The organism is Burkholderia metallica, assembly GCF_001718555.1.
In the GTDB taxonomy this organism is placed as follows: Bacteria; Pseudomonadota; Gammaproteobacteria; order Burkholderiales; family Burkholderiaceae; genus Burkholderia; species Burkholderia metallica.
This window is the reverse complement of record NZ_CP013403.1, coordinates 2,337,603-2,361,486: the sequence shown is the minus strand read 5'-3', so window position 1 is coordinate 2,361,486 and position 23,884 is coordinate 2,337,603. Positions and strand designations below refer to the sequence as shown.

Here is a 23,884-nt window from a genome sequence, read left to right as displayed (position 1 = left end):
GCGCGATGCGGCGTGTGAAAAAAGCGGCGGGGCCGGTGCCTCGCGTGAACGGCGGCTCGATGACGATCGTCGCCGCGGCGATGTCGCTGGCGTTGAGCGGATGCGTGCCGTCGGGCTTTCTGCCGTCGCTGTCGTTGCGCGCGCCGGCCGACGATGCGCTCGCGCACACGGCCGGCCCCGGCCTGAGCGGCGCGTGGCCCGCGCCCGACTGGGTGAAGCAGTTGCAGGACCCGCAGCTCGACGCGCTGGTCGCCGAGGCGTCGCAAAACAACCCCGATCTGCAGGTCGCGCAGGCGCGGCTCAGGATCGCGCAGGCACAGCTTCAGCAGTTCGATTCGTTGACGGGGCTGACGGGCACGGCCGGCGCAACGGTCAGCCGTGCGCGGATGCCGAAGCCGGGCAACGACGTCGCCGACGTATCGGTGAGCGGCTATCGCGTACCGGTCGAGATCTTCGGCGATCCGAACACCTCGCCGTCGTCGGTGTTCGTCGGGCTGACCTACCAGCTCGACCTGTGGGGGAAGAACCGCGCCGCGACGAAGAGCCTGATGTCGCTGCGCGAAGCGGCGCGGGTCGAGGCCGAGCAGGTGCGGCTCACGCTGGCGGTCGCGATCGTCACCGTGTATTGCCAGCTCGACCAGGCGTATGCGATGCAGGATCTGCTGCAGCAGAAGCTGAAGGTCAGCCAGCGCGTGACGACCGTGCTGCGCGAGCGCACCGCGCGCGGGCTCGACAACGCGTACGACGCGAGCGATGCATCGATCAAGCGCAGCAAGCTGCTCGCGCAGATCGCGCTGAACGATGAACAGATCAAGCTCGCGCAACTGCAGCTCGGCGTGCTGTCGGGCCGCGGCCCCGAGCGCGGGCTCGCGCTGCAGCGGCCGCGCGTCGGCGCGTTCGCGGGCGGCGCGCTGCCCGCGCGGCTGCCGGCCGATCTCCTGGGCCGCCGGCCCGACATCGTCGCCGCGCGCTTGCGGGTCGAAGCCGCGTTCGCGAATGCCGATTCGACGCGTGCGCAGTTCTATCCGGACGTGAACCTCGTCGCGCTCGGCGGCGTGTTCGCATTGACGCCCGCATCGCTGTTCTCGCGCGACGCGCTCGCCGGTTCCGTCGGCCCGGCGATCTCGCTGCCGGTGTTCGATCGCGGCCGGCTGAAGGCGAAGCTCGGCGCGGATGTCGCGCAGGCCGACGTCGCGATCGGGCTGTACAACAAGACCGTCGACGATGCGCTCGGGCAGGTCGCGCAGATCGTCACGTCGCTGCAGACGTCGCAGACGCTCGTCGCGCAACAGCAGGATGCGGTCGCGGCCGCGCAGAAGATCGTGGAGATCGCGACCGACCGGCACCGGCGCGGCGTGCTGATGCAGAAGGATGTGGACGTCGCGGATCTCACGCTGATCGACGAGCGCGCGCAGATGATTGCGTTGCTCGGCCGGCAGCGGACGCTGCGCGTCGGGCTGATCGGCGCGCTGGGCGGCGGGTTCGATGCAGGGGCAACGGTCGCGCAGGCGCCGGCACCGGCCGCGCATCGGGTACGCAGCGGGGCGGCGAAGCGGGGGGCTTCGGCGGTCGCGCCGGCCGTGGCTGCGGCTGTGGCGCCCGCTGCGACTGCTCCAGCCGTTGCTGCCGCCGCTGGCGCGACCCGATCGGCGGCAGGGCCTGCGATCGATTCGCGTGCGGGTAGCGCAAGCGCGCCGCAGCGCGTCGTCGCATCGAATACGGCGTCCGCACGGCGCGACGACGCGGCACGCACGCCGGCCGTCGCCGCGACGCTTCGCGGCACCGCCGTTCTCGCGCACACGGCGGCGGCAAATCCGGCGCCGAACCCGTCGGTGATACCGCCGATCCCCCTGTTCCAGCACGATCGTCTGATCGTCACGCAAAGCGACTGATGCACCACGACAACCTTCACACCGCCGCGCCGCCGGCCGCGCTGAACGATCCGGCACTCGACGCGCGCCGCGCGACGCGCCGCAAGCGCTTCATCGTGTTCTTCGCGATCGTGCTGGTGGCCGCGTTGGCATGGCTCGCGTACTGGCTGCTCAGCGACCGCTATTACGAAGACACCGACGACGCGTACGTCGCCGGCAGCATCGTCCAGGTCGCCGCGCAGATCCCGGGATCGGTGACCGACGTCGTGGTCGCCGATACGCAGGCCGTGCGCGCCGGCCAGACGCTCGTGAAGCTCGACGACACCGAGGCGTCCGTCGCGTTCGCGCAGGCGAAGGCGCAGCTCGTGCAGGCCGTGCGGCAGGTCGCGAACGCGAAGATCTCGACCACGATGTACGTCGAGGCCGTGAACGCGCGGCGCGCCGACCTGTCGCTCGCGCAGCGCGCACTGGCCGCGCGCTCGGGCGCATCGGTCGAAATCGTCGCGCCCGAGGAGCTGGCGCGTGCGCGCGCCGCGGTGGCCGGCGCGCAGGCGAATCTCGCGGCCGCGCAGGCGCAGCTCGACGCGGCGCGCGCGCTTGGCACCAGGTTGCCGGTCGACGAAAGTCCGGCCGTCGTGCAGGCGGCCGCGCAGTTCAAGCTCGCGTACCGGAACCTGAAGCGCACGACGATCGTCGCGCCCGTCGACGGCACGGTCGGGCAGCGTTCGGTGCAGGTCGGCCAGCAGGTCGGGCCCGGCGTGCCGCTGATGTCGATCGTGCAGCTTAACCAGCTGTGGATCGAAGCGAATTTCAAGGAAGGCCAGATCCGCCACATGCGGATCGGGCAGCCGGTGGAGGTCGTGTCGGATCTCTACGGCTCGCGCGTGCGCTATCGCGGCCGCGTGCAGGGCTTCTCGGCGGGCACGGGCAGCGCGTTCTCGATGCTGCCGTCGCAGAACGCGGCCGGCAACTGGATCAAGGTCGTGCAGCGCGTGCCGGTCGTGATCGCGCTCGATCCGCGCGATCTCGCCGCGCATCCGCTGCGCGTCGGGCTGTCGATGCGCGCGACGGTCGACACGCACGACCGCAACGGCCACGCGCTCGACAGCGAGCCGCCGACGCCTGCCGTCAGCACGCGCGTGCACGACGGCGTCGCGAGCGACGCGGAAAGCGCCGCCGCCGCGATCATCCGCGAGAATCAGGGCGGATAAGGCGTGCTCCGAGAAAGGCAGGCCGGTCACAAGGATCGGCCTGCCGGCGAGCGTCTCCCACCGCCCACACCGCGCGCAAAACCTGCCCGCCGCTTCCCGCCCGACTTTCGTATTTCCGCCATCGATGTCGGCGTCGTTCAAACGCGTGTCGCGTTTGAGACATCGGCGCCCCTGCCTCCCGGACTACTCTCGAACAGCACGTTGCGCGTGCGCCGCATCGGCCGGCGCGCCGCGGCGCCAGCCAACGAGACATGGAGACAATACGATGAGCAGCAATCGAGGTGTCGTCTATCTTGGACCGGGTCAGGTCGAAGTCCAGAAAATCGATTATCCGAAGATGGTCGATCCGAGCGGCCGCGCGATCGGCCACGGCGTGATCCTGAAAGTGGTCAGCACGAACATCTGCGGCTCCGACCAGCACATGGTGCGCGGCCGCACGACCGCGCCGGTCGGCCTCGTGCTCGGGCACGAGATCACCGGCGAAGTGGTCGAGATCGGCCGCGACGTCGAGACGCTGAAGCTTGGCGATCTGGTGTCGGTGCCGTTCAACGTCGCATGCGGCCGCTGCGCGATGTGCAAGGACACGCATACGGGCGTGTGCCTGAACGTGAACCCGTCGCGCGCCGGCGGCGCGTACGGCTACGTCGACATGGGCGGCTGGATCGGTGGCCAGGCCGAGTACGTGCTCGTGCCGTACGCGGATTTCAACCTGCTGAAATTCCCCGATCGTGATCAGGCGATGGCGAAGATCCGCGATCTGACCTGCCTGTCCGACATTCTGCCGACCGGTTATCACGGTGCGGTGAGCGCGGGCGTGAAGCCGGGCTCGACAGTCTATATCGCGGGTGCGGGCCCGGTCGGGATGGCGGCGGCCGCCTCGGCGCGCCTGCTCGGCGCGGCTGTGACGATCGTCGGCGACATGAACGCGGAACGCCTCGCGCACGCGAAGGCGATGGGCTTCGAGACGGTCGACCTGTCGAAGGACGCATCGCTCGGCGAGCAGATCGAGCAGATCCTCGGCGTGCCCGAGATCGACTGCGCAGTCGACTGCGTCGGCTTCGAGGCGCACGGCCACGGTTCGTCGGGCCATGCGGAGGAAGCGCCCGCGACGGTGCTGAACTCGCTGATGGAAATCACGCGGCCGGCCGGCGCGATCGGCATCCCGGGCCTGTACGTGACGGACGATCCGGGCGCGAAGGACAAGGCCGCGCAGCACGGCAGCCTGAGCATTCGTTTCGGCCTCGGCTGGGCGAAGTCGCATTCGTTCTTCACGGGCCAGACGCCGGTGCTGAAGTACAACCGCAATCTGATGCAGGCGATCCTGTTCGACCGGCTGCCGATCGCGAAGATCGTCAACGTCGAAGTGATTTCGCTCGACCAGGCGCCGGAAGGCTACAAGAAGTTCGACGGCGGCGCGCCGCGCAAATTCGTCATCGATCCGCACGGGTTGCTGGCCGCGTGATGCGCTAACGTTCGACGCGCGCGACGCGTCGCGGAAAACGGGCGGTGCCGGAAACGGGCCGCCCGTTTTCATTGGGCCGGTATGGTGATGAGGTGCGCGGCGCAGGCGCGCGCGCTGTCCGGCGCGCCGGCGAGTGTCGGTCGCGGCCATACGGAATCGTCGCGATGATCACCGCCCGTTGAGAAACCTTCCGCCGGCGACAGGCCGTGCATACGGCCCGATCGCACGCTCAGTGAGCGCGATAGAGCTTCGCGAGGTCGGCGTTGCTGGCCGCCGCGCGCCGCGCATGCCGGGTGTGCAGGCTGACGCGGCGAATCGCATGCGTGCGGCGCGCCGTGTCGCGGTCGCCTTTCCAGTCCGCCACGCGAACGGCGTCGGTGCGCGCCCGGTCACGCGCGTGCAGCGTCGACGGCGCCGTGCGTGCAGCGGCCGTCCTCCGGGCGGATTCGACGGCATTCGCGCTGCCGCCGCCGCGCGGCGGATTGGTCGCGACCTGTGTGCCATCGATCGCATGAAACGGATACACGGGCACGGGCAGCACGGGCAGCAACGCATCGTTCGATGCCTGCAATCCGGCTTCGGGTACGGGAGCGCCCGGCATACCGGGCCCGCGGCAAACGGGATCGGCCTTGCACGTGCGGTCGACCGCCACGTAGCCGCCCACCAGCAGCACGAGCGTCACGATGCTCAGGAGCGGCGCGCTGGATGCGCGTGGCCGCCGCAACGCGGCGTTGCGCAGCATCCGCGCGATGCGCGACGACCACGTATCTAACGACGGCGGCGGTGCAGGTGCGGCGCGCGTCGTCGACGGTCGTTCGCGTGCAGTGCTCATGGGATGCTCCGTGACGTCGGGGGCGCGGAACACGTTCGTCCGCGCGTACTTACCGCTTCATTTTTGGTCGCCGGCGGGTGAAACGCAAGGTGCATGCGGGGTGTCATGATTCGTCGGTTCTGCGCCGGCCGTTCTGCCGCTGCCGGGCCGCGAGCGCCCCGAGTGTCTCCATCGCGTGCTCGACCGCCGGTGTCCACGGCCGGCCGTAATTGAGCCGAAGAAAGCGGCGGAATCCGCCGGTCGCGGAAAAGATCGGCCCGGGCGCGATGCTGACGCCGCTTGCCATCGCGTCGCCGAACAGATGCATCGCATCCACGCGCGGCGGCAATTCGATCCACAGGAAATACCCGCCGTGCGGCGCGAACACTTCGGTGCCGGCCGGAAAATACGCGCGCACGGCCGTCAGCATCTGTGCCTGGTGCGCGGCGAGATTGCGGCGCAGCTTGCGCAGGAAGCGATCGTACGCACCGTCGCGCAGGTAGCTCGAAATCGCCATCTGCGCGGGCACGTCGGCGGCCGGCGCGCTCGCGCCTTTTGCCTGCCGGACCTGCCGCACGAAACGGCCGGCCGCGACCCAGCCGATCCTGAACCCCGGTGCGAGGCATTTCGAGAACGACCCGCAATGCAGGACGAGCCCGTTCTCGTCATACAGTTTCGCGGGGCGCGTGGGAGCCGTGTCGAAATGCAGTTCGCCGTACACGTCGTCCTCGATCAGCGGCACGTTGCGTGCCGCGAGCAGCTCGATCAGCGCGCGCTTGCGCTCGTCGGTCAGCGTCGCGCCGGTCGGGTTGTGGAACGACGTCATGAACCAGCACGCGCGCACCGGGTGCGAGTCGAGCGCTTCGGCGAGCGCATCGAGGTCGAGGCCCGCTCGCGGGTCGACCGGAATCTCGACGGCCTTCAGGTGCAGCCGCTGCACGGCTTGCAGTGCAGCGTGGAACGCCGGCCGCTCGATCGCGACGATGTCGCCGGGGCGTGTCAGCGCCTGCAGGCTGAGCGTGAGCGCCTCGATCGCGCCGGTGGTGATGACGATTTCCTCCATCGGCAGCGACGCGCCCGCGTTCAGGTAGCGCAGCGCAATCTGGTGCCGCAGCGCGTCGTGGCCGGGCGGCAATCCGGCCAGTAGTTTCGTGCGGTCCATGTTGCGCGCTGCGGACGCCACGTGGCGCCACAGGCTGCTCATCGGAAACAGCGAATAGCTGGCGAATTCGGAGCCGAGCGGAACGACGTCGTCGCATTTGAGCGAATCGAGCAAACGCGTCAGCGTATCGTCGCCGCCGGTCGGCGCGGGGGCGGCCGGCTTGCGCGGCGGTTCGTGGCCGAACCGCACGTGCCTGTCTTCGAGGTTCGCAACGAAATAACCGGAGCGCGCCCGCGCGACGATCAGACCCTCGCTCTCGAGCAGGTAGTACGCGCGAAACACGGTGGACGGGCTCACGCGATACGCGCGGCACGCGGCACGCACGGTGGGAATCCGCGCGCCGGCCACCAGGTCGCCGCGCCGGATGGCGTCGGTGATCGTCTGTGCCAGTGCCGCATAGCGCTTCATGCGTGCCCTCCGGCTGATCGTGGCCTTGGGACAAAGCGTAGTACGGCAGCCGTGGCGTGCAAGCGCGCCCCCAAACCGCCGGCTGATCCGCATGTTTTGAACGCGCTCTGATCCTTTTCTTTCGTCTGACCAGCGGGCATCCTCTCGCAATTCTTGTTCCCGATGTCCGACCGATACGGAATTCACGCTGCGCCGACGGCGGATCCGTGACGCTCGCGCGTGCTGCGCGGTTCCCTGTCCGCGGCGTCCTTACCTTACCCGGAAGCATTCAGCGTGAAATCGAAGACCCTCATCGCGGGCCTGGTGGCCGGCCTCGCCCTCAACCTGTTCAGCGGTGCCGCCACGGCAGCCTGCATCAGCAATCCCGCCTCCCAGCCGAACGCGACGTTTCCCGCCGCGCTGACCGGCAAGCTCGTCTATCACAGCTACGTCAAGTACGGCGACGGCACGAGCCAGCTGTTTCTCTACGACTTCTCGGCTCGTTCGCTGACGCAGCTGAGCAAGAGCACGTGGGGCATCACCGATCCGATGAACGGCGTGTTCAGCCCCGACGGCAAGTGGCTCGCGTTCATGGGCATCAGCAACGGCGCATGGAACGTGTTCATGCTGCAGCTCGGCGCCGGCACGCCGCCCGTCAACATGACGAACAGCACGGGCGCCACGCGCAACGAGGATCCCAAGTTCAGCACGGACGGCAAGACGCTCGTGTTCAAGCAAAACGGCGACGTCAAGCAGGGCACGCTGTCGTACACGAGCGCGGGCCCGGTGTTCACGTCGGTCGTGAGCCTGACGAACGCGCCGGCCGGCGCCGAATACTCGATGCCGTTTCTCGCGCCGGACGCGAGCGCCGTCTATTACGCGACCGGCACCGGCTCCAACATGGGACTGATGAAGCGCACGATCGCGACCGGTGCGACCGCCGTGTTCGATCATCCGGCCGGGCTGCAGACGTACTACCCGATCGTGCGTGCGGACGGCATGGTGTTCTACGCGCGCTGGAAAGACAGCGGCGGGGCCGACCAGATCTACGCGAAGACTGCCGACCCGGCGTCGACGCCGAATGCGTTATCGCTCAACGACTGCGCGAGCAACAACTCGGACCCGGCGCCGGTGAGCGGTACGAACTATCTGTTCTTCTCGTCGACGACGGCGGGCGGCTATCAGCTCTATGTCGGCGACGTGACGACCGGCCAGCGCTGGAGCCTGTCGCAGTTCGGCGTGAATGCCGATACGACGAAGGCCAAGCTCGGGTCGAGCTACTACGGCGGCCCGGCCACCGCGCAGCCGACGCTGCTGTCGCAAGGGCGTCCGGCCGCCGCGTCGGCGAGCTACAACGCGTCGCTCACGCCCGACAAGGCGTTCGACGGCAACGCCACGAGCACGCGCTGGGATTCGCCGGAAGGCGCGGGCGTCGGTTCGCAATGGATCTCCGTGGATCTCGGTGCGGTGAAGCACATCGATCACGTCGATCTGTACTGGGACGCGGGCGCGCTCGTCTACCAGATCCAGACGTCGAACGACAACGCGAACTGGACGACGATCTATTCGACGAGCAACGGTGGTTCATATACCCACGTCACACTGCCGAATCTCAACGGCAGCGGACGTTACGTGCGGATGCTCGGCACGCAGCGCGCGACGCAGTGGGGCTACTCGCTCTACGAAATGCAGGTGTGGGGGTCGTAAGTGCACGCCGGAAGCAGTCTTCAAGGTCGCTGCATGGTGTCGGTCTCCGTTGCTGCGGTGATCGCCGATACATCGCAGGTTCCGGTATCTCGATGTTTTGGGAAAACGCAGGGGCGTGCAGTCTGTCAATCGCAGGCGATGGGCTGACCGGACGAGGGGAGAAGGGCGAACACGCAGGAGACGCTGGAAGAAGACGACCCGCTTCGCGCGGGCCGGTCCGAACGCTCCGTGTTACGTCAATGCGTCTTGGGTATCGGGTTCAGGTTCGGGCAGCAGTGGTCAGGGCATCCGGGGCCGAACGTGATCTCGACGCGCCGCCCAGTATCGTCAAATTCGCTGGCGGGAAACGGCAATTTGTAGATTCGTGCGATGACGGAATTTCGTTCGCCTCGAACCGAAAATTGATCCAATGCGGCTTTGACATTCGCTGCACGTCGTCGAGCAAGGGCTTTCGGGTCTCTCTCCGTCGGTTCCGCCAAACCGACGACCGAAACCACATCGACAATGGAAAAGCGATTGCGCATATCGGCTGACCACGCTGACAGCCTCGCCAACTCGGCGATAGATAGGTCGCTCGAATCATTGTCGAATCGAACGTCAAAATCCCAGCCGGGCAAGTTCGACGGACCATCGCACGCGAATGCCATATGTACGCAACTCAACGCGAGCGCGGCGGCAGTTAGCAATTTAGTCAATCGCAGCATGGTGTCGGTCTCCGTTGCTGCGGTGATCGCCGATACATCGCAGGTTCCGGTATCTCGATGTTTTGGGAAAACGCAGGGGCGTGCAGTCTGTCAATCGCAGGCGATGGGCTGGCCGGACGAGGGAAGAAGGGCGAACACGCAGGAGACGCTGGAAGAAGACGACCCGCTTCGCGCGGGTCGGTCCGAACGCTCCGTGTTACGTCAATGCGTCTTGGGTATCGGGTTCAGGTTCGGGCAGCAGTGATCAGGGCATCCCGGACTAACGTTCACCTCGACGCGCCGCCCCGATTGCCCGAACTCGTCCGGCTTGAAAATTTGACTCATGAAATCGCTTTTCTCGCCACGGATCGAAAACTGACCTAGGGCAGTCATCACGTTTTCCGCCCGTCGCGTTGCAAGCTGCTGTGCGTCTTGCTCGGTTCTTTCGGCCAGTCCTACAAGCCATACCGTATCGATGATCGGAAAGCGCCTTTTCAGATCGCTAGACCACGCCGATAACCTCGATAGTTCGATCGAAGAAATTGCGCTCGAGTCAGTATCGAAAACAATGTCGATGTAATGGGCAGGCATGTTCGATGGACCGTCACACGCGAATGCTGCATGCGCGCAGCACAACGTGAGCGCGGCGGCAGTCAGGAACTTAGTCACCATCGACGACGTACCCCGCAATGCTGTCGGCATTGTTGATTGCCAAGGCCGGATGCGATTGCCCCCATTCAGGAAGGAACCGCGTGATTGTGTATTGATCATCTGTAGATGACATCGTGTCTTGGAAGTGCGTTGCTTCGTGGATGATAGTGGATACGTGAGAATCGGCATTCGCAGTCCACGGGCGCATCGTGCAGAATCGCGCGCTGATGGCGATCGTGTGTGTTGTCGTGTCCGGCGCGCAGACGTGCGCCGCTTCCCCGCCGGTGCCGACCGGGTTAGGTGTGCATCCGGTCGCCAGATCGGCGGCGCTTCCGGTACGGACGACGTTCCTTTCATTGAAGGAGCACACTACCTTAACTACCTTTGTTAGTCCGGTCAGTAGGTGCATTCGTGTTGCCTCGTCGTTACGACCGAACCACTTGAACACGCGGTCTTTTTCGTACTGCGACCACTTTCGCAAAGAGACTATGCGAGCGTCTAGCTTCTCGATGGCTTTGGTCTGAGCCTTGGCGAACACGGCTCGGAACTCCGAGTTGGTCATGTTCTCGCAGATCGGCCGCAAGTCAACGTTCGCGAAATGCTGCGATCCTTCGATGGTGTTTGTCGTTGTCTCGGCAACGGTAGTCTGGTTCCCCATCTTTTCAATCCTCGATTACAAGCTTCAAGGTCTGCGCATCTTCGGTCTGCACGCGCGCAGTACAACCGTGCCGATCGCTCATGCCGGACGCAAGCATGTTCCCTGATCGATCCTTGATCCAATAGCGCACGTTGCTTAACGGCTGCTTGGTCCGAACGTCGCGGATCACGAACTGATCGTCATGGATACCCGACGCGGGCGCGAATGCCGAACGTGCGCCGAACGGGTTCGCCGCTTTGCGGCCGCCGTCGCCCCCGTAAAAAATCGTGCTGTCGCTACCCGCGATAAGTCGGTTTTGCCCGCATGGACAGAGTACCGCGTCACCTTCCAGGGCGACGCATCGCCCGTGATGAATCATGCGCTGGGCGCTGCCCACTATCAGGAACGCCCCATCGCAATTTCCGCATGTCGCCTTGTCGCCATCAATGGCTACCTGCTTGCCGTGATTGAACATCGTAGACGTAACGGCGATGACGACGCCGCCAGTTGTCGTCGGGTCGCCGTTCCTGACTGCTCGTCGGCTCATAGTCGTTTCCTCAATCGAAGTTGGTGTCGCGCGTGCAGGTCATTTGCATATTGCCGCGATACATCGGATCGATTGCATCGGGCGAACAGATCTGCGTAGTGTGTAGCTGCTGCACCATCGCGTAAAGCAGGATCGATGAGTGAAGAAAATACGAACAATCGGCGTGTTCTTTTTCTGTCATAGGCTCGGAAATATTATGTATGGACGAGCCATCGAAGATCGCCGGCAATGATTGGTTTGTATATGGGACGAGTATGATTTTTATTAGTAATCCAATGGAAACGTAGATACTTCGAAGCCGCGCATTACCGAGGGGAGGGATGAACGCGCAATCGAGCGCTGAGTTTCGCAAACCGAGCGGGAAGATGTGCCACGATCCAGGACTTGATCGTTTGCTGTCGACGCTGCTTGTCTGCAAGCGGATGCAACTCGATTGATAGGTCGCCGATGAAACGCACTGGGGATTCGACATTAAGCATGTGCGGCCGAATGGAGCGACAGCGACTGCAATGGCAGAGAAATGGCCGTGCTGCGCCCCTTCGACGAATCATTCGTGGCAGACGTTGCTTACAACGTGGTCGTGAGGGCGTCGTGAACCTGTTCACTGAATCGCGGCTCGCCCCGCGCTCGGCGGCCGAAAGGCGGTGACTCCAAGCGGACTGCGAACGCGTGGCAGACGTGATTGCACCTGTTGTCGCGCTGGGTGACAGCGGACGAGATCACGTGTTGGAAGCGGAGTTTCTACTCCGGGAAAATTCCAGGCTCGAACGAGCGATACTGTTCGGCGCGACACCGCGCCGATCCCCGGCGAATGCCTTCTCGTGACGAGCGCAAACCGGAAAGGGGGGAATCGTCCTACAGCGGTAATGCGGTCAGGTGAGGTGCCTCGGAAGCATCGCGCAGAAAGTTACCACCGCTGCATGGCGGTTGCGATCACGCTTCTACAATCCCTGGGCATCAGTCTTCGCGACCGCATGATTTTTTACCGCGCAGCGCGCGTGTCACGCGTGGACCGCATGCGTCGGAAACGCCGGCCCGGCACTGGCCGCACCCTGCGCGAGCGGCGCGACCTGCTTGCGGCGCTCCCTCGTCGGCGCGACGCCGAACGCGTCGCGATAGCTCTTGCTGAAATGGCACGCCGACTGGAAGCCGCACGCCATCGTGATGTGCATGATCGACATGTCGGTCTGCAGCAGCAGCTCGCGCGCGCGGCGCAGCCGCAGCGTCAGGTAGTAATGCGTCGGCGTCATCCCGAGGTGTTCGCGGAACAGGCGCTGCAGTTGCCGCTGCGACATGTTCGCGAGGCGCGCGAGCTCCTCGCGCGACAGCGGCTCCTCGATGTTGTTCTCCATCAGCGAGATCACCTCGAACAGCGACTTGTTCGCCGAGCCCAGGCGCGCGACGAGCGGCATGCGTTGCTGCGCGCTCGTGTCGCGTACGTGTTCGACGATGAACTGCTCGGCGATCTGCGTGACGCGCGCGGTGCCCACGCGCGCGGCGATCAGGTTCAGCATCATGTCGAGCGGCGCGACGCCGCCCGTGCACGTGATGCGGTCGCGGTCGATCACGAACAGTTCCTTCAGGAAGCGCGTGTCCGGAAACTCTTCCTTCAGCGCCGACATGTTCTCCCAGTGGATCGCGCATGCGTAGCCCGCGAGCAGCCCCGACTTCGCCAGTGCATAGGTGCCCGTGCACAGGCTGCCGAGCGGAATGCCCGCGCGTGCGAAACGACGCAGCGTCGACAGATGGGCCGGCGTGGTCGCACGCTGCACGTCGACGCCGCCGCACACGAACACGATGTCGGGCTGCCCCGCGCATTCGGCCGGGCCCGTGTCGACCGTCAGGCCGTTGCTCGCCGTGACCGGGCCGCCGTCCGGGCTGATCACCGACCAGCGGTAGAGCGGCTGGCCGCTCAGGTAGTTCGCCATCCGAAGCACCTCGATCGCATTGGTGAACGCGATCATCGTGAAGTTCGGTAAAGGCATGAACGCGAAGTGGGACAGCGACGCTGTGCGGTCGGGCGACATGGGGAGCTTCCTGGAATCTCTAATAGCTATAGGCCCGAGGCACCGATCGGGCTGCGGTATTGTGTGAGCGAGCGCAACAAGCGTGCCATACGGCTAAACCCTAGCTCCATACGTTGTCTGGGCGTAAGGCCGATGCTGCACTGCACCGTATCCGGGAGATGTCGCACTTCGATCGAGCGGCACAGGCACTGCGGAAGTGCGTGTCCATAGGTGAACAGCCGTCGCCGTTTTTGTCGGTCATCCGAAAAAGCACGACCGGTCACTTGTATAAAACGGACGCGGATGGCGGAAAAGGCAAAGAACGCGTCTAAATTCATCAATCCGCCGAAAATCCGAACGACAAGAATAGAGCCGTCGGCAGCCTTGTACTGGACGAGCGGGAAACCCAGGCAGGGCGGGCCTTGAGCTTCGGTTTCAGCCCCCTATTCTTCGTCACGGACGCACTATGTCGAACACCCAGCCTTTCTTCTCGCAGTCCCTTGCCGAGCGCGACGCGCCGGTGCGCAGCGCCATCCTGAAGGAACTCGAGCGTCAGCAGTCGCAGGTCGAGCTGATCGCGTCGGAAAACATCGTGTCGCGCGCCGTGCTCGAGGCGCAGGGCTCGGTGCTGACCAACAAGTACGCGGAAGGCTATCCCGGCAAGCGCTACTACGGCGGCTGCGAGTTCGCCGATGAAGTCGAGGCGCTGGCGATCGAACGCGTGAAGCAGATCTTCAACGCCGGCTATGCGAACGTGCAGCCGCACTCGGGCGCGCAGGCGAACGGCTCGGTGATGCTCGCGCTGGCGAAGCCGGGCGACACGGTGCTCGGCATGTCGCTCGACGCCGGCGGCCACCTGACGCACGGCGCGAAGCCGGCGCTGTCGGGCAAGTGGTTCAACGCGGTCCAGTACGGCGTGAATCGCGACACGATGCGGATCGACTACGACCAGGTCGAAGCGCTCGCCCACGAACACAAGCCGAACCTGATCATCGCCGGCTTCTCCGCATACCCGCGCGCGCTCGACTTCGCGCGCTTCCGCGCGATCGCCGACAGCGTCGGCGCGAAGCTGATGGTCGACATGGCGCACATCGCCGGCGTGATCGCCGCGGGCCGCCACGCGAACCCGGTCGAGCACGCGCACGTCGTCACGTCGACCACGCACAAGACGCTGCGCGGCCCGCGCGGCGGCTTCGTGCTGACCAACGACGAGGACATCGCGAAGAAGATCAACTCGGCCGTGTTCCCCGGCCTGCAGGGCGGCCCGCTGATGCACGTGATCGCCGGCAAGGCCGTCGCGTTCGGCGAAGTGCTGCACGCGGACTTCAAGACCTACATCGACAACGTGCTCGCGAACGCGCAGGCGCTCGGCGAAGTGCTGAAGGCGGGCGGCGTCGATCTCGTCACGGGCGGCACCGACAACCACCTGCTGCTCGTCGACCTACGTCCGAAGGGCCTGAAGGGCGCGCCGGTCGAACAGGCGCTGGAGCGCGCGGGTATCACCTGCAACAAGAACGGCATTCCGTTCGACACCGAGAAGCCGACCGTCACGTCGGGCATCCGCCTCGGTACGCCGGCCGGCACGACGCGCGGCTTCGGCGTCGCGGAATTCCGCGAGGTGGGCCGCCTGATCCTGGAAGTGTTCGACGCGCTGCGCGCGAATCCGGAAGGCGACCACGCGACCGAACAGCGCGTGCGCCGCGAGATCTTCGCGTTGTGCGAACGCTTCCCGATCTACTGATCCCACCGTCCCGACAATACTGGAGCAACACATGAGCACGCTGCATCAAGACAGCATCATCATCGACGGTCTGAACATCTCGAAGTTCGAGAAGCCGGTGTTCGAAGACATGCGCCGCGGCGGCATCACGGCCGCGAACTGCACGGTGTCGGTGTGGGAGAACTTCACGAAGACCGTCGACAACATCGGCGTGATGAAGAAGAAGATCCGCGACAACGGCGAGCTGCTGACGCTGGTGCGCACGACGGAAGACATCTTCCGCGCGAAGAAGGAAAACAAGACCGGCGTGATCCTCGGCTTCCAGAACGCGCATGCGTTCGAGGACAACCTCGGCTACATCGAGGCGTTCGCCGACATGGGCGTGCGCGTCGTGCAGCTTTGCTACAACACGCAGAACCTGGTCGGCACCGGCTGCTACGAGCGTGACGGCGGCCTGTCGGATTTCGGCCGGGAAGTGATCACCGAGATGAACCGCGTCGGCATCATGGTCGACCTGTCGCACGTGGGCGGCAACACGTCGTCGGAAGCGATCGCGTTCTCGAAGAAGCCGGTGTGCTATTCGCACTGCCTGCCGTCGGGTCTGAAGGAGCATCCGCGCAACAAGAGCGACGAACAGCTGAAGGAGATCGCCGATGCGGGCGGCTTCGTCGGCGTGACGATGTTCGCGCCGTTCCTGAAGCGCGGGATTGAAGCGAACATCGACGACTACATCGAGGCGATCGAGTACGTCGTGAATCTGATCGGCGAAGACGCGGTCGGCATCGGCACCGATTTCACGCAGGATTACGCGAAGGAATTCTTCGACATGCTGACGCATGACAAGGGCCGCTATCGCCAGCTGACGAACTTCGGCAAGGTGATCAACCCGGACGGCATCCGCACGATCGGCGAATTTCCGAACCTGACCGCGGCGATGGAACGCCACGGCTGGAAGGAGTCGCGTATCCGCAAGATCATGGGCGAGAACTGGGTGCGCGTGTTCAAGGACGTGTGGGGCGCATAAGCGCCGCGAACGCCGAACCGCCGCCAGAAATTCAACATTAAAAAAACCGGGACGTGCCCGCGCAAGCCGCGCGGACACGCGGACGATGTCGCGCCTGCGCCTCGAGCCGCGCGACCCATTTCCTCACGGAGTCACACGATGCAACCGCAACTGCCGATCAACGTCGATCCCGATACCGGCGTCTGGACCACCGACGCGCTGCCGATGCTGTACGTGCCGCGCCACTTCTTCACGAACAACCACGTCGCGGTCGAGGAAGCGCTCGGCGTCGAAGCGTACGCGGAGATTTTGTACAAGGCCGGCTACAAGTCTGCCTACCACTGGTGCGACAAGGAAGCGAAGCTGCACGGCCTGACCGGCATGGCGGTGTTCGAGCACTACCTGAAGCGCCTGTCGCAACGCGGCTGGGGCCTGTTCTCGATCATCGAGGCCGATCCGGCCGGTGCGCGCGCGAAGATCGAGCTGCGCCACTCGTCGTTCGTGCTTCAGCAGCCGGAGAAGGAAGGCAAGCTCTGCTACATGTTCGCGGGCTGGTTCGCCGGCGCGATGGACTGGGTCAACGACACGACGCCGGAAGGCAAGGGCGCACCGCGTGCGCAATCGAAGGAAGTGCAGTGCGCGGCCGAGCATCACGACCATTGCGTCTTCGAAGTGTCGCCGATCGCGCACTGATGTATTGATGCACTGACACCCCGCAACAGAACAACACCCGCAACACGAGACATTCGAACGCCAGAGGTCGCCAGCGATGCGTTATCCCCACCTGTTCAAACCCATGCAGCTGAACCAGCTGACGCTGCGCAACCGGATCGTCAGCACCGCGCATGCGGAGGTGTATGCCGAGCCGGGCGGCCTGCCGGGCGACCGCTATATCCGCTACTACGAAGAAAAGGCGAAGGGTGGCGTCGGCCTGGCCATCTGCGGCGGGTCGAGCCCGGTGTCGATCGACAGCCCGCAAGGCTGGTGGAAATCGGTGAACCTGTCGACCGACAAGATCATCGATCCGCTCACGCGCCTCGCCGACACGATGCACAAGCACGGCGCGAAGATCATGATCCAGGCGACGCACATGGGCCGCCGCTCGTCGTTCCACGGCGAGCACTGGCCGCACCTGATGTCGCCGTCGGGCGTGCGCGAACCGGTGCACCGCGGCAACGCGAAGATCATCGAGATCGAGGAAATTCGCCGCATCATCGGCGATTTCGCGGCGGCCGCGAAGCGCGTGAAGGCCGCCGGCATGGACGGTATCGAGATTTCGGCCGCTCACCAGCACCTGATCGACCAGTTCTGGAGCAAGCGGTCGAACCACCGCACCGACGAATGGGGCGGCAGCCTCGAAAACCGCCTGCGCTTCGGCATCGAAGTGCTGACCGCCGTGCGCGAAGCGGTCGGCAAGGATTTCTGCGTCGGCCTGCGCATGTGCGGCGACGAATTCCACGAAGACGGCCTCGATCACGAAGCGCTGAAGGAAATCGCGCAGGCGATGTCGGAGACGGGCCTGATCGACTACCTGAGCGTGGTCGGCTCGGGCGGCGACACGCACAACACGATCGCCAACTGCATGCCGCCGATGGCGCTGCCGCCGGAGCCGTTCGTGCACCTTGCGGCCGGCATCAAGTCGGTCGTGAAAATTCCGGTGATGCACGCGCAGAGCATCCGCGATGCGGGCCAGGCCGAGCGCCTGCTCGCCACCGGCATGATCGACCTGGTCGGCATGACACGCGCGCAGATCGCCGATCCGCACATGGTGATCAAGATCCGCGACGGCCGCGAGGACGAAATCAAGCAGTGCGTCGGCGCGAACTACTGCATCGACCGCCAGTACAACGGTCTCGACGTGCTGTGCATCCAGAACGCGGCGACGTCGCGCGAAGCGACGATGCCGCACATCATCGAGAAGTCGCGCGGCCCGAAGCGCAAGGTTGTGGTGGTCGGCGCGGGCCCGGCGGGTCTGGAAGCCGCGCGTGTCGCGAAGCTGCGCGGCCACGACGTCGTGCTGTTCGAAAAGAACGCCGAAGTGGGCGGCCAGGTGATGATCGCCGCGAAGGCGCCGCAGCGCGAGCAGATGTCGGGGATCATCCGCTGGTTCGACATGGAAACGAAGCGCCTGGGCGTCGATCGCCGTCTGGGCGTGGCCGCCGACGAGAAGATGATCATGGCCGAGAAGCCGGACATCGTCGTGCTCGCGACGGGCGGGTCGAGCTTCACGTGGCAGGTGCCAGGCTGGGGCGTGGCCGAAGGGCTCGCCGTCAGTTCGTGGGACATCCTGACCGGCAAGGTCGAGCCGAAGCAGAACGTGCTGCTGTTCGACGGCGTGAGCACGCATGCCGGTGCCGGCGTGGCCGACTTCATGGCGAGCCGCGGCTCGAAGGTCGAGGTCGTCACACCGGACGTGAAGGTCGCCGACGATTGCGGCGGCACGACGTTCCCGATCTTCTATCGCCGGCTGTACGCGTTCGGCGTGATCCCGACGCCGAACACGATGCTCGATCGCGTCTATGAAGAGGACGGCAAGCTGATCGCCGTGCTGCGCAACGAGTACACGGAAGAACTGGAAGAACGCGCGGTCGACCAGGTCGTGATCGAGAACGGCTCGTCGCCGAACGACGAGCTGTACTGGAAGCTCAAGCCGGAATCGGTGAACCGCGGCCAGATCGATCCGCACACGCTGTTCGCGGCCGAGCCGCAACCGTGCCTGTCGGAAGAACTCGGCAACGGCCGTTTCCTGCTGTTCCGTGTCGGCGATTGCATCTCGATGCACAACGTCCACGGCGCGATCTACGACTCGCTGCGTCTCGTGAAGGATTTCTAAAGATGAATCCGGCTTTCCTCATTACCGCGCTGCTGTGGCTGTCGGTGGCGGGGCTCGCGTTCGCGGTCGCGAAGCGCTCGTCTTACTGGCGTCTCGGCCGGGCCACCGCGCCCGGCTCGTTCGGCATCGCGAACCTGTTCGCGATTCCCAAACGCTACTTCGTCGACCTGCACCACGTGGTCGCCCGCGATCCGTACATCGCGAAGACGCACGTCGCGACGGCCGGCGGCGCGATCGGCGCGCTCGCGCTGGTGTTCATCAACTACGGCCTCGCGATCTACTCGCCGTGGCTCGACAAGCTGATCTTCCTTGCGGCGCTCGCGATGCTGGTCGGTGCGGTGTTCGTGTGGCGCCGGCGTGCGGCCCGGGACGTGCCGGCCCGCCTGTCGCGCGGCCCGTGGAATACGCTGCCGTGGCTGCTCGGCTCGTTTGCGCTCGGCCTCGTGCTGTTCATGCTGGTGCCGACCGGTGCGATGTCGGGCGCGTTCGCGGTGCTCTGCGCGCTGCTGATCGGTGTCGGCGCGTTCACGATGACGGTCGGCGCCGCGAAGGGCGGCCCGATGAAGCATGCGATCGCCGGCCTGCTGCACCTCGCCTTCCACCCGCGCCAGGAGCGTTTCGCCGCGACGCGCGAATCGTTCACGGGCAACGGCACGGCCACGCCGCCGACCGCACTGAAGCTGCCGGACATCGAGCATCAGGAGTACGGCGTCGCGAAGCCGGTCGAATTCCGCTGGAACCAGTTGCTGAGCTTCGACGCGTGCGTGCAGTGCGGCAAGTGCGAAGCCGCGTGCCCCGCGTTCGCGTCGGGCCAGCCGCTGAACCCGAAGAAGCTCATTCAGGATCTCGTCGTCGGGATGGCCGGCGGCACCGATGCCGCGTACACGGGCAGCCCGACGCCGGGCCTCGCGGTCGGCCAGCATCGCGGCGAGCCGAACGGCCCGATCGTGTCGGGCCTGATCGAAGAGCAGACGCTGTGGTCGTGCACGACCTGCCGCGCATGCGTGCAGGAATGCCCGATGCTGATCGAACACGTCGACGCGATCGTCGACATGCGCCGCAACCGCACGCTCGTGCACGGCACGGTGCCGGGCAAGGGCCAGGAAGTGCTCGCGAACCTGCGTGAAACGGGCACGATGGGCGGCTACGACACGGCCGCGCGCTACGACTGGTCGGTCGACCTGAACGCGCCCGTCGCGCAACCCGGCAAGCCGGTCGACGTGCTGTTCGTCGCGGGCGAAGGCGCGTTCGACATGCGCTACCAGCGCACCCTGCGCGCATTCGTCAAGGTGCTGAACAAGGCAGGCGTCGACTACGCGGTGCTCGGCTCGACTGAAACCGACACGGGCGACGTCGCCCGCCGGCTCGGCGACGAAGCGACGTTCCAGCAGATGGCGAAGCGCCTGATCGGCACGCTCGGCACGCTGTCGTACAAGCAGATCGTGACGGCCGACCCGCACGTGATGCACAGCCTGCGCAACGAATACCGCGCGCTCGGGCTGCGCGTGACGGTCAAGCATCACACGACCTATCTCGCCGAACTCGCCGACAGCGGCAAGATCGCGCCGAAGGCCGTCGACGCGCTGCAGGACAAGCGCACCACGTATCACGATCCGTGCTACCTCGGCCGCTACAACGGCGAGACGGAAGCGCCGCGCAAGCTGCTGAAGACGATCGGCATCCAGGTCGTCGAGATGGAGCGCAACGGCATGCGCGGCCGCTGCTGCGGCGGTGGCGGCGGCGCGCCGCTCACCGACATCCCCGGCAAGCAACGCATTCCCGACATCCGCATCGCCGACGCGCGCACGATCGGCGCGGACGTGGTCGCGGTGGCCTGCCCGAACTGCACGGCGATGCTCGAAGGCGTCGTGGGCCCGCGCCCCGACGTGCTCGACGTGGCCGAACTCGTCGCCGCCTCGCTGGAGTGAATCGATGAACACGATCAAACGAATCGATCCGCGCCGGCCGTTCATCATCACGGCCGCCGGCCTGAAGCGCATCACGCTCGGCGAGGCAGGCAGCGCCGATGCGAACGCCGCGCACTGGTCCGCGCACGGTCATGGCGCGGCGGCCGCGAAGCCGCGCCGCGCGCTGCAGGATCCGAAGCACGTGATGCTGGTGGTCGCGCACGGTGAACGCGGCGCGCTCGACGAGCATTCCCGGCAGGCGATCGCCGCCGCCGCGCTGCTCGCCGACGCGCAGACCGAAGTCGCGCTGCTCGCGTTCGGCGAGCTGAAGGACGACGTGGCCGAACTGGGCGTCGACAAGCTGCTCGAACTGGCCGGCTTCGATCGGCGCGCGTTCGATCCTGAAAGCGAATTGCAAGCGTTGCAGGCCTGTGTGGCCGCACTCGCGCCGAAACACGTGTTCGTGCCCGACAACGCGACGGGCGACGGCGATCTCGGCCGGCGTTACGCGGCGGCCGCCGGCGCAAGCGTCGCGACGCACGTCGTCGAGATCGACGCGAAGCATGTCGGCGCGTATGCGCATGCCGGTCGCGCGTTCGCCACCCGTGCGCTGCCCGACGTGATCCTGCTCGCGCAGAACGCCGTCGACGCGAAGCTGCCGTTCGTCGGCGCGGGCGAACGCGTGGCCGCCGACTTCATCCGCCCGGCCCATGACGCCGCGCAGCCGTACCGCGATCTCGGCCTCGACGAAATCGACGCGGCACAGGTCGCGCTCGAGGAAGCCGATTTCATCGTGTCGGCCGGCAACGGCGTGTCCGACATCGGCGCGTTCGAGCGGCTGGCCGGCGTGTTCGGCGCGGCGATCGGCGCGAGCCGCGTCGCGGTCGACAACGGCCATTTCACGCGCGACAAGCAGGTCGGCGCCACCGGCAAGACGGTCGAGGCGAGCGTGTACATCGCGTTCGGCATCTCGGGCGCGGTGCAGCATCTGCAGGGGATCAAGGACTGCCGCCATGTGATCGCGGTGAACCTCGACGGCAGCGCGCCGATCGCGAAGCGCGCGAACCTGACGGTGGTCGGCGACGCGCAGGGCACGATCGCCGCGCTGATCGAACAGGTGCAGGCTGCGCGCGCCGCGCGCGGCGAATCGCCGGCCGCGGTCGGCACGCGTGAACCCGAAGGAGTCGCCGCATGAACGCCCCCCGCCAGTTGCAACGCATCGCGGTGCTCGTGTCCGTCGGCCGGCATCCGGTCAGCGGCGTCGCGCGCTACAGCCGCAACGATGCGGCCGCGCTCGAAACCGGAGGCCAGCTCGCCGAGCGGCATCGCGCGACGCTCGACGTGATCCATGCCGGCGACCCGGCGAACGCGGCACTTGCCGAATATCTGGCGCTCGGCGCCCGGGAGGTCGAGGTGCTGGCCTGTCGCGACGGCGACGATGCGGTGCACGCGCTCGCCGCCCGCGTCGAAGGCTACGACCTCGTGCTGACCGGCACGCGCGCCGAAGGCGCGTACGACACCGGGATGCTGCCGTACCGCGTCGCTGCGGCGCTCGGTTATCCGCTCGTCGGCTCAGCCGTCGACGTGAGCGTCGGCGGCGGCCGCGTGGCGGTCCGGCAATTTTTGCCGAAAGGGCTGCGGCGGCGCGTCGATGCGGCGCTGCCGGCCGTCGTCGCCGTCCATCCGCTCGCCAATGCGGAGCCGCGCTACGCGTACGCACGGCTGCGTGCCGGCGCGATCCGACCGGCGCTCGCGGCACCCGGCGTGGACGCCGATGCGGCTGCATGGGCGGTCGGCCCGGTCGAGCGTAAACCCGTAAAACTGGTCGCCGCCGAGAAGCGCTCCGGGCATGCCCGGATGCTGTCCGCGACGACGACCGAAAGCCGCGGCGGCAACGTCGTAAATGAAGGGAGTTCGGTCGAAAAAGCACAAGTGATCCTCGCGTATTTGCGCGAGCATCAGCTCATCGACTATTGATTTTGATGCCTGTCGGCAAGAACCCAGGGATGCAAGGAATCCGGAGCAAACGATGAAAGTATCGGCAGACATTCGTGCATTGATCGAGCGGCGCAAGGAAGGGCACAGCCTCGAAGCGCCGTTCTACACGAGCGAGGACATCTTTGCGCTCGACATGGAGGCGATTTTCCGCCAGCACTGGATCCAGGTGGCGATCGAGCCGGACATTCCGGAGCCGGGCGACTACGTGACCGTGCAACTGGGGAACGACTCGATCCTGATCGTGCGCGACGACGACATGGCGATCCGCGCGTTCCACAACGTGTGCCGCCACCGCGGCGCGCGCCTGTGCAACGAGGACAAAGGCTCGGTCGGCAACATCGTGTGCCCGTACCACAGCTGGACCTACAACCTGACGGGCCAGCTGATGTTCGCCGAGCACATGGGCGAGAAGTTCGACCGCTGCAAGCACAGCCTGAAGTCGGTGCACGTCGAGAACCTCGCGGGCCTGATCTTCATCTGCCTCGCCGACGAGCCGCCGGTCGATTTCGCGCAGATGCGCGCCGAGATGGAGCCGTACCTGCTGCCGCACGATCTGCCGAACACGAAGATCGCCGCGCAGATCGACATCATCGAGGAAGGCAACTGGAAGCTCACGATGGAAAACAACCGCGAGTGCTATCACTGCGTCGCGAACCATCCGGAGCTCACCATCTCGCTGTACGAATACGGCTTCGGCTACCAGCGTTCCGACGCGAACGCCGAAGGCATGGACGCATTCGCGGAAACCTGCGTGCGGCGCGGCAAGGAGTGGGCCGAGATGGGCCTGCCGTCCGCCGAAATCGAAAAGCTGCTCGACGTGACGGGTTTCCGCACGCAGCGGCTGCCGCTCGATCGCCACGGCGAATCGCAGACGCTCGATGCGAAGGTCGCGTCGAAGAAGCTGCTCGGCGGCTTCGACAAGGCGGACCTCGGCGGGCTGTCGTTCTGGACCCAGCCGAATTCGTGGCACCACTTCATGAGCGATCACATCGTGACGTTCTCGGTGATTCCGCTGTCGGCCGGCAAGACGCTCGTGCGCACGAAGTGGCTCGTGCACAAGGACGCGAAGGAAGGCATCGACTACGACGTGAAGAACCTCACGGCCGTGTGGAACGCGACCAACGACCAGGACCGCGCGCTCGTCGAATTCTCGCAGCGCGGTGCGACCAGCAGCGCATACGAGCCGGGCCCGTACTCGCCGTTCACGGAAGGTCTCGTCGAAAAATTCTCGGCCTGGTACATCGGCCGGCTCGCCGAAAAAACCGGCGCGTAGTCGTCAGCGGAACAG

20 protein-coding genes are annotated in these 23,884 nt (G+C 65.8%); 12 read left to right on the top strand and 8 right to left on the bottom strand.

The window, feature by feature from the left end:
- Positions 1-5 precede the first annotated feature (5 nt).
- The 3 genes from WJ16_RS30035 to fdhA all read left to right on the top strand — a co-directional run bounded on the left by WJ16_RS30035 (position 6) and on the right by fdhA (position 4,544).
- Positions 6-1,892, top strand: coding sequence for an efflux transporter outer membrane subunit (locus WJ16_RS30035; RefSeq protein WP_069260603.1), 1,887 nt, complete (start codon positions 6-8; stop codon positions 1,890-1,892).
- The gene (locus WJ16_RS30030; RefSeq protein ID WP_069260602.1) at positions 1,892-3,082 is read left to right on the top strand and encodes an HlyD/EmrA/EmrK family protein; all 1,191 of its coding nucleotides are present in this window, start codon (positions 1,892-1,894) and stop codon (positions 3,080-3,082) included. The genes WJ16_RS30035 and WJ16_RS30030 overlap by 1 nt, the downstream gene beginning before the upstream one ends.
- Before the next feature lie 265 nt (positions 3,083-3,347).
- A complete protein-coding gene (fdhA, locus tag WJ16_RS30025) occupies positions 3,348-4,544 on the top strand; it encodes a formaldehyde dehydrogenase, glutathione-independent (protein WP_027789739.1) in 1,197 nt (398 codons plus the stop codon).
- Between the two features lie 229 nt (positions 4,545-4,773).
- Here the strand turns inward: fdhA and WJ16_RS30020 are convergent, their stop codons facing one another.
- Together WJ16_RS30020 and WJ16_RS30015 are read right to left on the bottom strand one after the other, a co-directional pair.
- Positions 4,774-5,376, bottom strand: coding sequence for a hypothetical protein (locus WJ16_RS30020; protein WP_236858354.1), 603 nt, complete (start codon positions 5,374-5,376; stop codon positions 4,774-4,776).
- A 103-nt stretch (positions 5,377-5,479) separates the two neighbouring features.
- Positions 5,480-6,925 (bottom strand): aminotransferase-like domain-containing protein, encoded by a 1,446-nt coding sequence (locus WJ16_RS30015; RefSeq protein WP_069260601.1) that lies wholly within the window; start codon positions 6,923-6,925, stop codon positions 5,480-5,482.
- 273 nt (positions 6,926-7,198) lie between these two features.
- Between WJ16_RS30015 and WJ16_RS30010 the strand changes: the two genes are divergently transcribed.
- A complete protein-coding gene (locus WJ16_RS30010; RefSeq protein WP_069260600.1) occupies positions 7,199-8,611 on the top strand; it encodes a discoidin domain-containing protein in 1,413 nt (470 codons plus the stop codon).
- Between the two features lie 236 nt (positions 8,612-8,847).
- Here the strand turns inward: WJ16_RS30010 and WJ16_RS34005 are convergent, their stop codons facing one another.
- From WJ16_RS34005 to WJ16_RS29995, 6 genes are all read right to left on the bottom strand, one after another.
- Positions 8,848-9,315 carry an OmpA family protein gene (locus WJ16_RS34005; protein ID WP_236858352.1) on the bottom strand — a complete coding sequence of 156 codons (468 nt, stop codon included), beginning with the start codon at positions 9,313-9,315 and terminating at the stop codon, positions 8,848-8,850.
- A 201-nt stretch (positions 9,316-9,516) separates the two neighbouring features.
- Positions 9,517-9,966, bottom strand: coding sequence for an OmpA family protein (locus WJ16_RS34000; protein ID WP_076606027.1), 450 nt, complete (start codon positions 9,964-9,966; stop codon positions 9,517-9,519).
- Positions 9,956-10,603 (bottom strand): M35 family metalloendopeptidase, encoded by a 648-nt coding sequence (locus WJ16_RS30005; RefSeq protein ID WP_069260599.1) that lies wholly within the window; start codon positions 10,601-10,603, stop codon positions 9,956-9,958. The genes WJ16_RS34000 and WJ16_RS30005 overlap by 11 nt, the downstream gene beginning before the upstream one ends.
- Before the next feature lie 4 nt (positions 10,604-10,607).
- Positions 10,608-11,129: a PAAR domain-containing protein gene (locus tag WJ16_RS30000; protein WP_069260598.1), complete on the bottom strand. Its 522-nt coding sequence runs from the start codon at positions 11,127-11,129 to the stop codon at positions 10,608-10,610.
- 10 nt (positions 11,130-11,139) lie between these two features.
- On the bottom strand, positions 11,140-11,601 hold the full coding sequence (locus WJ16_RS35140; protein ID WP_157126882.1) for a hypothetical protein: 462 nt from the start codon (positions 11,599-11,601) through the stop codon (positions 11,140-11,142).
- 529 nt (positions 11,602-12,130) lie between these two features.
- On the bottom strand, positions 12,131-13,156 hold the full coding sequence (locus WJ16_RS29995) for a GlxA family transcriptional regulator (RefSeq protein ID WP_069260597.1): 1,026 nt from the start codon (positions 13,154-13,156) through the stop codon (positions 12,131-12,133).
- 445 nt (positions 13,157-13,601) lie between these two features.
- On the opposite strand from WJ16_RS29995, the gene WJ16_RS29990 reads away from it, so the two are divergent.
- From WJ16_RS29990 to WJ16_RS29955, 8 genes are all read left to right on the top strand, one after another.
- Positions 13,602-14,876: a serine hydroxymethyltransferase gene (locus WJ16_RS29990; RefSeq protein ID WP_069260596.1), complete on the top strand. Its 1,275-nt coding sequence runs from the start codon at positions 13,602-13,604 to the stop codon at positions 14,874-14,876.
- 31 nt (positions 14,877-14,907) lie between these two features.
- Positions 14,908-15,879 carry a dipeptidase gene (locus WJ16_RS29985; protein ID WP_069260595.1) on the top strand — a complete coding sequence of 324 codons (972 nt, stop codon included), beginning with the start codon at positions 14,908-14,910 and terminating at the stop codon, positions 15,877-15,879.
- A gap of 138 nt (positions 15,880-16,017) precedes the next feature.
- Positions 16,018-16,551: a DUF5943 domain-containing protein gene (locus WJ16_RS29980; protein WP_069260594.1), complete on the top strand. Its 534-nt coding sequence runs from the start codon at positions 16,018-16,020 to the stop codon at positions 16,549-16,551.
- A gap of 76 nt (positions 16,552-16,627) precedes the next feature.
- Positions 16,628-18,691, top strand: a complete 2,064-nt coding sequence (locus tag WJ16_RS29975) for an NADH:flavin oxidoreductase (protein ID WP_021160633.1) — start codon at positions 16,628-16,630, stop codon at positions 18,689-18,691.
- 2 nt (positions 18,692-18,693) lie between these two features.
- A complete protein-coding gene (locus tag WJ16_RS29970; RefSeq protein WP_069260593.1) occupies positions 18,694-20,619 on the top strand; it encodes a (Fe-S)-binding protein in 1,926 nt (641 codons plus the stop codon).
- Positions 20,620-20,623: 4 nt separating this feature from the next.
- Positions 20,624-21,793 (top strand): electron transfer flavoprotein subunit alpha/FixB family protein, encoded by a 1,170-nt coding sequence (locus tag WJ16_RS29965; protein ID WP_069260592.1) that lies wholly within the window; start codon positions 20,624-20,626, stop codon positions 21,791-21,793.
- Positions 21,790-22,575, top strand: a complete 786-nt coding sequence (locus tag WJ16_RS29960; RefSeq protein ID WP_069260591.1) for an electron transfer flavoprotein subunit beta/FixA family protein — start codon at positions 21,790-21,792, stop codon at positions 22,573-22,575. Before WJ16_RS29965 ends, WJ16_RS29960 begins: the two co-directional genes overlap by 4 nt.
- Before the next feature lie 52 nt (positions 22,576-22,627).
- Positions 22,628-23,869 (top strand): aromatic ring-hydroxylating oxygenase subunit alpha, encoded by a 1,242-nt coding sequence (locus tag WJ16_RS29955; RefSeq protein WP_069260590.1) that lies wholly within the window; start codon positions 22,628-22,630, stop codon positions 23,867-23,869.
- Positions 23,870-23,884 lie beyond the last annotated feature (15 nt).